10 protein-coding genes are annotated in these 12,830 nt (G+C 43.7%); 4 read left to right on the top strand and 6 right to left on the bottom strand.

The annotated features are described in order from the left end of the window. Nucleotides 1-250: 250 nt before the first annotated feature. Entirely contained in the window at nucleotides 251-1,126 is an 876-nt protein-coding gene (locus tag WJR50_RS13450) for an AraC family transcriptional regulator (RefSeq protein WP_341293803.1), read from the top strand. A gap of 167 nt (nucleotides 1,127-1,293) precedes the next feature. Here WJR50_RS13450 and murI read toward each other — a convergent pair whose 3' ends face one another. After that, entirely contained in the window at nucleotides 1,294-2,130 is an 837-nt protein-coding gene (gene murI, locus WJR50_RS13445; protein ID WP_341293802.1) for a glutamate racemase, read from the bottom strand. Nucleotides 2,131-2,320: 190 nt separating this feature from the next. Continuing rightward, nucleotides 2,321-2,836, bottom strand: a complete 516-nt coding sequence (locus WJR50_RS13440) for a DUF4348 domain-containing protein (protein WP_341293801.1) — start codon at nucleotides 2,834-2,836, stop codon at nucleotides 2,321-2,323. A 1,075-nt stretch (nucleotides 2,837-3,911) separates the two neighbouring features. Here WJR50_RS13440 and WJR50_RS13435 point away from each other — a divergent pair. The 3 genes from WJR50_RS13435 to ggt are packed head-to-tail and all read left to right on the top strand — an operon-like array spanning nucleotide 3,912 to nucleotide 10,370. Further along, nucleotides 3,912-7,181 carry a SusC/RagA family TonB-linked outer membrane protein gene (locus WJR50_RS13435; RefSeq protein ID WP_341293800.1) on the top strand — a complete coding sequence of 1,090 codons (3,270 nt, stop codon included), beginning with the start codon at nucleotides 3,912-3,914 and terminating at the stop codon, nucleotides 7,179-7,181. Nucleotides 7,182-7,201: 20 nt separating this feature from the next. After that, nucleotides 7,202-8,647: a SusD/RagB family nutrient-binding outer membrane lipoprotein gene (locus WJR50_RS13430; RefSeq protein ID WP_341293799.1), complete on the top strand. Its 1,446-nt coding sequence runs from the start codon at nucleotides 7,202-7,204 to the stop codon at nucleotides 8,645-8,647. Between the two features lie 10 nt (nucleotides 8,648-8,657). Then, a complete protein-coding gene (gene ggt, locus WJR50_RS13425; protein ID WP_445223464.1) occupies nucleotides 8,658-10,370 on the top strand; it encodes a gamma-glutamyltransferase in 1,713 nt (570 codons plus the stop codon). 58 nt (nucleotides 10,371-10,428) lie between these two features. On the opposite strand, the gene WJR50_RS13420 is transcribed toward ggt, so the two are convergent. From WJR50_RS13420 to WJR50_RS13405, 4 genes are all read right to left on the bottom strand, one after another. Beyond that, nucleotides 10,429-10,818 carry an iron chaperone gene (locus WJR50_RS13420; RefSeq protein ID WP_341293798.1) on the bottom strand — a complete coding sequence of 130 codons (390 nt, stop codon included), beginning with the start codon at nucleotides 10,816-10,818 and terminating at the stop codon, nucleotides 10,429-10,431. A 196-nt stretch (nucleotides 10,819-11,014) separates the two neighbouring features. Then, nucleotides 11,015-11,644 carry a hypothetical protein gene (locus WJR50_RS13415; protein WP_341293797.1) on the bottom strand — a complete coding sequence of 210 codons (630 nt, stop codon included), beginning with the start codon at nucleotides 11,642-11,644 and terminating at the stop codon, nucleotides 11,015-11,017. A gap of 186 nt (nucleotides 11,645-11,830) precedes the next feature. Beyond that, nucleotides 11,831-12,124 (bottom strand): nucleotidyltransferase family protein, encoded by a 294-nt coding sequence (locus WJR50_RS13410; RefSeq protein WP_341293796.1) that lies wholly within the window; start codon nucleotides 12,122-12,124, stop codon nucleotides 11,831-11,833. Between the two features lie 147 nt (nucleotides 12,125-12,271). Continuing rightward, nucleotides 12,272-12,712: a hypothetical protein gene (locus WJR50_RS13405; protein WP_341293795.1), complete on the bottom strand. Its 441-nt coding sequence runs from the start codon at nucleotides 12,710-12,712 to the stop codon at nucleotides 12,272-12,274. Between the last annotated feature and the right edge of the window lie 118 nt (nucleotides 12,713-12,830).

Genomic DNA, 12,830 nt, shown 5'->3' with positions numbered 1-12,830 from the left:
AGATAGCAATACTTAAAATACTAAAGTTGCCGCCTAAAGGCGTGGGATTTCACCCATCCCAATAAATAGAGATTAATTCACAAACATTATCAATATAGAAACAGGGAACTATCTATCCAACCACATCTTCTACCCAGAACGATACTTTTTTTGCACATAAACTCTATTTTTTGCTGTAAATGCATAAAAAGCTCAGATTAATACGTAAATTTTGTAGCAATTATAATTTCCCTGCAAAATTATACTACACATGAAAGCTGAGTTGATAAGTCGCTCTGTCCACCAAAACAGTTCCTTCTCTTTAGAAAATCACTGCTACAATAGCTTCCTGAAAAAGTGGCACTACCATCCTGAACTTGAACTTGTCATTATCGCAAAAAGTACCGGTACCCGCTTTGTAGGGGACAGTATTGAAAAATTTTCTCCGGGAGAAATTGTATTGCTTGGCCAGAACCTTCCTCATCTCTGGCTGAATGATAAAGCTTATTTTGCTGAAAATTCCGAATTACGTGCCCATGCTCATGTAGTCCATTTTAGTGAAAACTTTGCCGGCGGGCTGTTCAATATTCCTGAGTTTTCCAGCATCAAGCATCTGTTTGAACGCGCCCGCCGGGGTATTAAGTTTGAAGGTCCGGAAAATGAAAAAATCACTATCAGGCTTCAGGAAATGTATAAATTGGAGGGTTTTGATAAAGTGATGAGCTTGCTGGAAATTCTTCATGAGTTGTCTGTCTGCCAACATGCTACTTTGCTTTCCAGTGCGGGTTTTGTAGATAACTTTAAGAGCAAGCAACATAACAAACTTATTGTGGTGTACGAGTATATCATGAATAATTTTAAGCAGGAAATTACTTTGGATAAAGTAGCTGAACTGGCCAATATGAACCCTTCCGCTTTCAGCCGTTATTTTAAGAGTATTAATAAGAAGACTTTTACGCAGTATCTTAATGAAGTCAGGATTGGCTACGCCTGCAAATTGCTACAAGAACACCGTTACAATATTGCCGAAGTCTGCTTTGAATCGGGGTATAACAATATTTCCAATTTCAACCGCCAGTTTAAATCCCTGAAAAAGATGTCGCCCACTGCTTATGTAAAAATGTATGCCCAGCTAGAGTATAATTAGTTCTAGTGTTATGGCCGTCACGGAGTGATGTTATGGTGTTTTACTTCCATTTTGCAAGAATGTTGTTTTCAGAAAAATAAGACCACATTTTCTTTTACTTAAGAATATGGAAATAAAGCTACAGACTAAAACTATAACACTATCACCCTTTCGTACTATAACACTATTCATAATTCCAGATGTTTTGAGGTGACGGTATGCCCTAAAAAGATTGCCGCCTTATTGTCAAAATCCTGTGTTGACTCGGTAGTATAAAAAGCAATCTGCCCATTTTTACTGCACCGTTCTTCCAGATCCGGATGGTGATCCAGATAGCTTAACAAACTATGCGTAACAATCTCGCCCTGAGTAAGCAGTTTGATATGCGCTGGTATAAACTGGCTAATTTTTTTACTCAGTAATGGATAATGAGTACAGGCCAACGCTATCGTATCAATCTGAGAGGACTGGGCCAGCAACTGATCCAGATGCTTTTGTATAAAATAATCCGCTCCTCCCGACTCATATTCATTGTTTTCTACCAAAGGCACCCACATCGGGCAGGCTTCTTGAAAAACCTTAACCTGAGGAAAAAACTTATTGATCTCAATGACATAAGACTCAGACTTAACTGTTCCGACTGTTGCCAGTATACCTACATGACCACTTTGGGAAAGCGTGCCTATGATCTCAGTTGTCGGACGAATTACACCCAGCACCCGGCGGTAAGGGTCCATCAAAGGCAGATCACGCTGCTGGATAGTACGTAGCGCTTTGGCAGAAGCCGTGTTACAGGCAAGGATTACCAGACGGCACCCCATGGCAAACAGATGGCGAACACATTCCAGCGTATAGCGGTACACGGTTTCATAGGAACGGATACCATAGGGTACCCGCGCATTATCCCCCAGATAAATGTAATCGTACTGGGGTAAAGCTTTAACGATTTCACGAAAGATGGTAAGCCCTCCGTAACCGGAGTCAAATATGCCAATGGGGCCGTGGGTCTGTGTTTGCGGAATCAAGCTGAATAATTGTGGTTTGCGTTAAATTCACCTTCTGTTTAACAATTATCAAACCAATACTACTGAAAATAAAAAGGATTATTTCAGGGGCAGGTTGCTTAACGCTCTCTAAGGACAACGGCCGATGTAGCGGACGGCGAAGGGCTTCATCCGAAGCATGCCCGCTGAGCGATGTTGCTGGCAGTTTTATTTAAGTTGACCAATCGGTCATTGATACTAATACCCACTGCCCATTATTTTTAACAAAACTGTATTTGAAGTGTATCCCATTATCAATGCCCCGAAATTCAATTACTGCTGTATCTTTTAATACTTGTATTTTCTGAGTGTATGCATCTACCTCTCTTTGTTTATATTCTTCCTTATATTCTAAATTAATGGTCTTCCATTCCTCTTTAATTATCTGTTTTTTTATAGAAATATCCTCACCATTATTACCTAACTCAAACGATTCTATTGTAAATGGAAACCTGATACTCTTTACTTGAAAGGCGGAATCCTCATTAAACTTAGTCAAAAATTCATTGAAATTTTCAGAATCAGAAGAATCAATCTGGGCATGATTCGGGGTTTTGGTTTCCCTATTATATGAACATCCTGTGATTAGTAGAAAAGTAATGATTAAGATTTTCTTCATTATTTCTTCAATTGCCAGCAACATAGAGATAGCGCAAATATGCGTTCCACGCGGGGCGGCTATTTTCAATATACAAGCTTCAATGTATGCTATTTTCCAGCTTGTTGAGGGTTAATGTATGAAAAAAATAAGTTTCTCACTTATCTATGCCTAAGCGCTTAAAATCGTTTGTTAATGGCAGTGTTTGAGCCACGAAAAATAGGTGTAGCATCAGTTGTGTCAATACACAAACCCGCTTTGAGCAGGCATTACAATAATACGCTGTGACCTCATTTTTCAGGATTATCCTGCTATTTCACCCTATTACACATAGATTTTACGGATTTCTAGTACTATATCCTCATGATAAAATCTAAGATTTCCGGCTCATGAGGCTGAGTTACTCCAATTTAGTCCAATAATCTCCACTCAAGGCACTGAATTGCTCCAATACAGTCCGAAAATCCCGGCTCAGGCTACTGTTTTATAGCGTTGATGTAATGAATTCCCCGAATTCGTCACTGTTTCACTACTATACAGTGACCAGATCCACGGCTCACCTCACTGTTTTGCTACGTTCATGTAATGAATCCCGAGAATTTTGTAGTGTGTACCTACATCTATGTAATACCCCCCCCGAATCACTAATTTTTATCTTACATGGCCCCCTCCTTAAGAAGATTTTCTGACTGTTATCAGAGGGTTTAAGCATTAATTGATATTGATCAGCCTGAGGAAATGAGATGAACACATGCCCAGCCTCAAGGCGAGCAGTTTTTTTAGTAAAATTTCCTGGCAGATTCTGCCTCAGCATGCGGCACCCGGTATGCGATACCCGGTATGCTGTACAAATGGATACAGAGCTTTTTACTTACTACAAATATTAATTTTTCAATATATTATTCCGATAATTAATAAAAAATTAGAATTTAATTTGCTAAATAATTCATTAGCCTTAACTTTAGCGTCTCATTGGTAAAAAGACAGCCAAAATTTTACCATCTCTATAACCTCTTACTTACAGCCAACAAGTTTTTTTTCATCGGATGACTTCATAAAAAAAGCGAAAGTGCTGCAACACCTTCGCTCTTAAGATTTCCCCCCCTTAATACATATGCCTGCAAGCATATAAGGGGATCATTGTTCATTATAAACATGGTAATTTATGAAATTTTCTCTACCTAAGCTTCCTCCCGCCGGATTTTTTATCCTGTTGGGAATCTTTCTGCTTACTTCCCAAAATCCACTCCTGGCACAGAGTAGCCGGTCCGTCAGTGGAACTGTAACGGATAGCGAAGGTGACCCTATTCCGGGAGTAAATGTTCTGGTCAAGGATACCGAAAAAGGGACGATCACCAACATCAATGGGGCATATAAACTATCGGTCACCCAGGAAAACCCTACGCTGATCTTCTCCTTTATTGGTTACCTCTCCAAAGAAGTGGCTCTCGGAAATAAGTCAGAACTGAATGTTAGCCTCTCTTCTGATACCAAACAACTCTCCGAGGTCATCGTATCTGCTCTGGGTTTTGAGGAGGATGCCGACATACAGGGCTCTACCCAATCTGTGGTGGAAGGAGAACAACTTGCCTCATCTGGGGAGACTGGGTTGATCAATGCTATCTCAGGTAAAGCCTCCGGGGTACAGATCACCCAGCAAAGCTCCGACCCGGGCGCGGGTTCATTCATACAGATCAGGGGTATGAGTACCATTGCCGGTAACACTCAACCGCTGATCGTTGTAGATGGCATTCCCATCAGCAATACCCTGGAAGGCAGTAGTTCCGGCGGTGGTGGGGTGAAACAGCAATCCCGCCTCAACGACATCAATCCCAACGACATTGCCTCCATGACGATACTGAAGGGAGCCGCAGCAGCAGCGCTCTGGGGGTCAAGAGCTGCCAATGGAGTGATCAACATCACCACCAAGCAGGGCAAAAAGAGTGATAAAATCAACATCAGCTACAGCACTACTTTTTCGCTTGACAGAATAAATAAATTCCACCCCCGTCAGAATAAGTTCGGACAGGGAAGCAATGGAGAATACGACCCCAACGACTCCCGTTCTTACGGTGACAAAATCTCGGAAAGACCCGGTGGAGCAGATGTGGTTGATGAAAGTGGTGAATTCTTTGAAGCCCTGGATGGCACACGCTACTACCCTATCCTGGAAAGAAACGCTCAGGAAGAATTTGTAGAAGACAATTTTGACGCGGTATTCGGTGATGGCTACTACTTTGACAATAACCTGAATGTAAGCGGGGGAGATGATAAAACCACCTATTTTTTCAGTCTGGGCAATTTTAAGCAGAAAGGAATACAACAGGGCAACAGTGAATACCGCCGTACTACTGTACGCTCAAACCTTCAGCATACTTTTAATCCGGTTGTAGAAATCCAAAGCAATACTACTTACATCAATAGCCTTGCAGACCGGATTCAGCAGGGAAATAATACTTCTGGTTCCATGCTGGGTTTACTCAGAAACCCAGCTGACTTTAATGTGCGTGACTACAAAGGCTACTACTATGCCAACGAAAACGCCAGTCCTATCCTCCGCCAGAGATCATACAGAAGGTATCTGGGAGATGATCCCTACCCAATTTACAATAACCCGCTCTGGCCGATCAATGAGCAGGAAAATTCCACGCTGGTCAATCGCTTTATCAACAGCACTCAATTTAAAATCACTCCTCTGGACTGGTTTCATATCATTGCCCGGGGAGGTATTGACAGCTATACCGATGAGAAGATCAATTACTTCCCTATCAATGACTCAGCCAATCGGGGTAATGGTACTTTTACTGAACAGATTACCAAAGAAAGTGAGCTGAACCTGGATTTGATCGGTAGGTTTTTCCAAACTATCGGGACGAACTTCGGAGCCACGTATACAGTGGGTTTCAATATCAACAGCAGAAATTATTACAATACTGCTACTGAGATCAATAACTTTTTGATAGATGATGGTCCCATCAACTTCTCCAATGCGGTAGTATCCGATCGTTTTCCTTCTAATGAGAAAAGAGAAATCCGTACCTCCCGACTATATGCTACTGCCAACTTCTCTGCTTTTGACGCACTTTATCTGAACTTGTCGGGAGCAGCCGAAACTTCTTCCACTTTCGGAGACGAGTCTGACAAAACTTTCTATTATCCTTCGGCTGATCTGGCCTGGCAGTTTACCGAGCTTAACGCCCTGGATGACCTGAGCTTTTTATCGTTTGGGAAATTGAGACTGTCTTACGGAATTGTGGGTATTCAACCTCTTCCTTATCGTACCACTACCGTCTTTGTACCAGCTACTTTTTCTAACGCTCCTTTTGGAGATAACCTGAACGGAGCCCAATTTGGCGAAGGTGCATTTCTGAGAAGTACCGAGCAGGGTGACAGCGAGCTGAAACCGGAAAGAAAAACCGAATATGAAATTGGTACCGACTTAAGGTTCTTCAATGACAGATTAACTACCAGCTTTACCTATTACCAGAACAAGGTAGTGGATATGCTCATACCGGTTACGCTGGCCCCTTCGGTAGGTTTTGCGACCCAGTACACCAATGCCGCTTCGCTGGAGAATAAAGGTATTGAGTTAGATGTCAATATGGATATCATAAGCACACCACAACTGCTGTGGAGTGTGAACGCCAACTTCAACCGCAACCGAAACAAAGTATTGAGCCTGGCAGGAACAGAATCTCTTTTCCTGGAAGGTCGTGAAGGCAGAGCCGACTCCCGCGCGGTAGTAGGGGAACCACTAGGAGTAATCTGGGGAGGTAAGTTTGCCGAGGACGAAGAAGGCAACCTGATTCTGGATGAGAACAACTTCCCGACAGTAGCCACACAAAGTGGCGTAATTGGTGATCCTAATCCTGACTGGCGGGGAGGCTTGGGAAGTACGCTTTCCTTCAGGAACTTCACCCTGGATTTCTTATTTGAAACCAATCAGGGCGCAGATTTCCACAATGGAACCCGTGGGGTAATGTATAATTTTGGAACGCATGCCGATACCGGAAATGAAGTAACTTTAGCTCAAGATCTGCAAAATTATGCGGGAGAAACCATTCCGGCAGGAAGCACTGTCAGAGGGAATATCACGGACTGGGGAGGCGGACCGGTATTACTGGACCAAAGCTTCTATACCGACCTGGGTAGTGGTTTCGGACCGGTCAACCAACAGTTTATTTCTGATGGTAGCTGGACCAGGTTGCGAAAACTATCCCTCAGCTATCGTTTGCAGACACCAGGCTTTCAGGAGGCAACCAAACTGCGATCTGTAGAGATATCGCTCACGGGAAGAAACCTGTTTCTGTGGACAGACGTGGTGGGCATTGACCCTGATACCAACCTGGGAGGAAGTTTCTTTACCAAAAACATGGACTACTTTAATACACCGGGCTCTAAGTCCTACCTCGTTTCTCTTATCATTAATTACTAAGCACCTTTCAACAGAACAAGATGATGAACAGACTATATAAAACCCTCAGCATACTGCTCAGCTTTATTGTCATTACTGCCTGTGAAGACATCGTGGAAGGCATAAATGATAATCCTAACAATCCTACTGATGCCTCTATCTCTCTTATGCTCACCGGTATTGAAGTAGCCAATATCGCGGTACAATCAGGGCATCCGGCCCGGGTAGCCAGCATCTGGTCGGGCTATCTGCGCGGCGCTGACCGTCAGCACTCAGCCATCAACTCCTATATCATTGACGGAGACTCTTTTGACCAGACCTGGGAAAAAATTTATGCCAATATTATAGGCAATGGTAATCTGATCATTGATAAAGCGGCGGCGATTGACAACCGTCTGGTGATGGGCATTACCAAGGTAATTCAGGCCAATATTTTAGGGACTGCCACTGCGGTTTTTGGAGATATTCCTTTCTCACAAGCTGACAATACCAGTGAATTTCCTAACCCTGCCTTTGATGCACAAACGGATGTCTATACTGGATTACAAAACCTTCTGGATGATGCCATACTGGACCTGGAAACAGGTAGAGGCTCTATTGATGTCGCTGAGATTTATTTTGGCGGAGATGGCGCAAAATGGCTGGAAGTGGCACACACCCTGAAAGCCCGCTATTATCTGGAGTCCAGACAATATCAGCTTGCTTATGATGAGGCTTTGATGGGAATCAGCAGTTTGGAAAATTCGCTGATGGCTCCTCATGGTAGCACTGCCGGCCAGAATGAGAACCTTTATCATGCCTTTCTTGAAGGCGGTCGCTCCGGGGATATTGACGCCAGCGGTACGTACATTACCCAAATTCTTGATTCCACCAATCCTTTGTATCGTGGTAATGCCAAAACCGATGAAGAGGCTCGTTTTAACTATTATTTCAAAAACATAGATGATCCGGCTAACATTACTCCCAATACTGAAGGGACTAATGCTTTTGGAGGCGTTTTCGCCGTAGATGCTTCTTATCCGCTGGTAACTTATCAGGAGAACCTGCTTATCCTGGCTGAGTCAGCACTCAGAGCGCAGGGCTTGACTGCCGGTTTGGAGGCATTGAACGATTATCGTAGTTTTATGAATGAAGGGGGCTACCTTAATCCTGCCTATCAGACTGAAGCATATAGCGCTGTGTATTTACCTTATGAAAATGCTGACCTTCAGGCTGGAGGTATGCTCAATGCTGATGGCAGTAGCCCCGAAGAAGCACTGTTGAACGACATTCTTATGGAGCGATACATTGTTTTCTTCGGACAAATCAATGGCTTCAACGACATCCGCAGGAGCAGAGCGGAAGGCCTGGGGGTACAGCCTCCACCCAATGCGGGTAGTGAGTTGCCGGAACGCTTTATCTACAGCCAGGCAGAGATTAACTCCAATACCAATGCTCCTGATGATATACCCGGCATTTTTGTCAAGACACCTATTAACAATCTTTAATATACATCCAATGACTTTTAGCAAACACTACCTAAGCCTGACCTTATGTTTTACCATCACCCTATTTGCTTTTTCTGAAATCCTGGCGCAAAGAAGCGTAGGTGAAGCCTGGACTACCCGCTCAGAAACCATAGCTCAAAACGGAATGGCCGCTACCAGCCAGCCCCTGGCTGCGCAGGTCGCCATAGATATTCTGAAACAGGGAGGAAATGCGGTAGATGCTGCCATTGCCGCCAATGCGGTGATGGGATTGGTAGAACCTACGGGTAACGGCATCGGCGGAGACCTCTTTGCCATCATCTGGGATGCGGAGAATGAAGAGCTTTATGGCCTTAATGGTAGTGGCCGTTCTCCCAAAAGTCTGAAGCTTTCTTACTTTCAGGAAAAAGGCCTGGACTTTGTACCCTATCTTGGTCCCCTGCCTGTTTCTGTGCCTGGCTGTGTGGATGGCTGGTTCACCATGCACGAACGTATGGGCAGCATGCCTATGGAAGAGATTCTTCAACCGGCGATTAATTATGCGAAGCAGGGCTATCCGGTTACGGAGATCATCGCTGCCCGCTGGGCCAGGGAAGTACCTCGCCGCATTGAGTATCCAGGCTTTAAAGAGACATTTACCATAGACGGCAGAGCGCCTCGCAAAGGAGAAATTTTCAAAAACCCTGATCTGGCTAACACTTTAGAAAAAATAGCCGAAGGCGGCCGTGACGCATTCTACAAAGGTGAGATCGCCCGTACCATAGATAAGTACATGAAAGAGAATGGTGGTTTCCTTTCTTACGAAGACCTCAGAGATCATACCTCCGAGTGGATTGATCCAGTCTCTACCAACTATCGTGGATACGATGTGTGGGAACTACCCCCTAACGGACAGGGCATAGCAGCACTTCAGATCCTGAACCTGTTGGAACCCTACGACATCAAAGGAATGGGCTTCGGCAGTGCCGACTATATGCATCATTTTGTTGAGGCAAAAAAGCTGGCCTACGAAGACCGGGCGAAGTACTACGCTGACCCTGACTTCAATGAGATTCCGGTAGAGCAACTTATCTCCAAAGCCTATGCTGATGAAAGAAGAAAGCTGATTGATCCTGACAAAGCAGCGGAGAAACTGGATGCCGGAGAGCTCAACCAAAGCCACACCATCTACCTTACAGTAGCCGATAAAGATGGCAATATGGTTTCGTTAATCCAGAGTAATTATGCCGGAATGGGCAGCGGCATGGTACCTACCGGACTAGGCTTTGGCCTGCAAAACCGCGGACAGCTTTTCAATGTTCAGGATGAAGATCATTTTAATGTGTACGCGCCCAACAAGCGTCCTTTCCATACCATTATTCCGGCCTTTGTGACCAAGGATGGAAAGCCTTTCATGAGCTTCGGACTTATGGGAGGTGCTATTCAACCCCAGGGCCATGCCCAGATTCTGGTCAATATGATTGACTTTGGGATGAACATACAGGAGGCGGGTGACGCGCCCCGTATCAATCATTCCGGTTCATCATCACCTACCGGTGCTATCATGACAGACGGAGGTACGGTCTACATAGAGGAAGGCTTCTCTCCTATGGTGGTGCGTGCGCTGATCAAGAAAGGACATGATGTACAGTACGGCCGGCCCGATGGCTTCGGAGGTTATCAGTCCATCATGTACGATGCTGAAAACGATGTCTACTACGGAGCCTCAGAAAGCCGAAAAGACGGACATGCCGTAGGTTACTAAAGATTCCCTGATGCCATAATTTCACCGCCCGATAAAGTCTTTTCGGGCGGGATTTTTTTTATTTCTTCTTTGCCTTTTCTTCTGCTTTCTCCTGATTCTCTTTTAGCCGGTAAGCAACAATTTCGCTGATCAAATCATAGGGCAAAGCACGACTTAAGGGGAATTGTACCGAACCTTTGGCAGATTTATAGTCCCGAAGCTTTCTTTTAAAGGCCTCAATACCGGAAGCCCCCGGATAAAAGCCGATATGATTTTTATAGGCAGAAAAATGGACCAGATTCTTACCGTTCATTTTAAAAGTAGGTATCTGGTAAGAGATGGCTTCCTCTGCTTCGGGTGCTGCCTTATGAATTGTCATTCTTACCTTCTCCAAAATCTCTTTCACCTCCTGAGGAAAATCAGCAATGTATTCGTCAATAGTTTCGGGCTTGGTTTTTTCACTTTTCATAGGCAGTTTAGATAGTTTGGTTTGTTGTTATATGCTTATGCCACCTATCAATTTAGAAGATTTTGATGAGAATAGCGAATGCAAACTCACCACTGTACTAATGTGAGTTTGCACTAAGTCAAAATTAGGCACCCATGTCTACTCATCAATTGTTTCACCTTTGCTAACCATATAAGGCTGGCCAGCTAATCTGCGGTTAAGACACTATGGCATACACGCCAAACCAGTACAAAAGGCCCAGGTAAGTGACAGGATGAATCTTTCTTCGGCTCATAAAGTCGTATGCAAACATGGATAACCAAAGAAGCAGCCAGATGATGGGTGCCATTGTAGCAGGATTATTACCGGTATTGCCCGCCACCCTTGAAAGTATAGGCTCCATGATGAATAACATCCCTACAAAGATAAGATGCTTATGCAATACAGGCTTATCTCGTTTCAGATAAGCGACTACGAGCATGACTGCAAATGTCGCGGTAAATATTCTGTTCGCCTTTCCAAAGTAAGGAAGGTCGCTCCAGGGTGCTCCTCTTATCAATTCCGTAAAGCCAATACTCAGTATCATCATTACTCCGATGATAAAACCTATCCATCCAAAGGCGATATGCGCTTTAGTGTTGAGCGTACGAATACGGTTGGTCTGAATAACCAGCACGACTATCCAAGTGTACATGATCAAACCATGGATGATAAAAACAGGATCGGCATTACTTTCCTGCCCTACATCCGTAATCAGGTTATCAGAAAAGGCGATCAGGCCCAGGGCCAGTATGAGCAGACTTAAGATGAAGAAATAGTTTTTGGCAAAAGGGTTTACTGAGGTCATGATATTATGGGTGTTGGTTAATTGACATAGTTTGTGCGCATCCTCCCCTCTACTCTATCTGGGGGGAAGTGTTTTCATGCTTGCCTAAGCCTTCTATGCTGTTAACGATTTTTAATAAGCTTTTCCAGACTTAACTTCAATGGAGGAATATAGTCCTGAATGATTCTCTTAAGCCAATCGTCTCGCCTAGACATACACTAAATCCTGCTTGATGTAATCAAATAATCGTTGGCGCACCGCATTAATTGTCACAATATCTATGGGATAGTGCAAGGCCTTTTCCAGTTCCATCGTAAGGTCAACGATTTCCATCCCTATAGGCTTGGTGAAATCTACCAGAATATCTATATCACTGTTTTCAGTAGCTTCTTCACGGGCATACGAACCAAAAAGCCCAAGCTTATCCACATGGTACTTTTGGGCAAGTATAGATTTTTGTTGACTCAGTATATGCAGTATTTCTGTTTTGCTGGGTTTCATATTTTTGTAAGCAAAGCCTTATCATCACCCTTCATGACGTCTCCCTCAATTTAAAAGGTTTTACTGAAAACTACGAATTTCATTCAATAAGATAGAGTAGTTTGAATTTTAACCTTCAGTGTAAAGCCACTTCTACACTTCTTTAATTTATGGCAAAGAAAGAGCATCAAGCTTATTGAATGCAGGCAGAAGGCTATCCAAGCCCCAGGGTACGAGGACTATTAAGGTAATTCCAAGCATTGATATCCCCCAGGCCTTCCTCCTTAATCCTTTATACTTTTCTGAAGACATATGCTTATCCATTGGATATTTTGCCATCTTCCTGAAGAGGAACTGAAAAGTATAGTAATAGGGAGCAAAAATGAATATGCCTACAATAAGTTGAATGAAGATATTTTCTTTTATGAAAGGGGATACAGCGATGCCTGCTTTGTATTGCAGTACCGCAATGATGAGTAAAAAAGCCACGTAGTAGCTGGAGAATACAAGCATGAGCATGGTCCGGTAATTCTTTTTTGCATAGGCTGCTCCATTTCGTTTGCTAAGCATGTTAAAGAAAAAATCTCTCAAATCTATCAGTTGCTGCAAAACCATATGTTTGTTCTTTGTTGGTCACAAGCCATACCTCTTATTCCATACTCTCCCTACCGCAAGTTTAGCGCAGCGTAACTTGTGGTTATCCCCCCCTCCTCCAAGTTGCGCTTCG

Origin of the sequence: Catalinimonas locisalis (genome assembly GCF_038039535.1) — a bacterium.
Lineage (GTDB): Bacteria > Bacteroidota > Bacteroidia > Cytophagales > Cyclobacteriaceae > Catalinimonas.
Note: the sequence above shows the minus strand (reverse complement) of the source record. Positions and strands in the feature narration are given on the sequence as shown.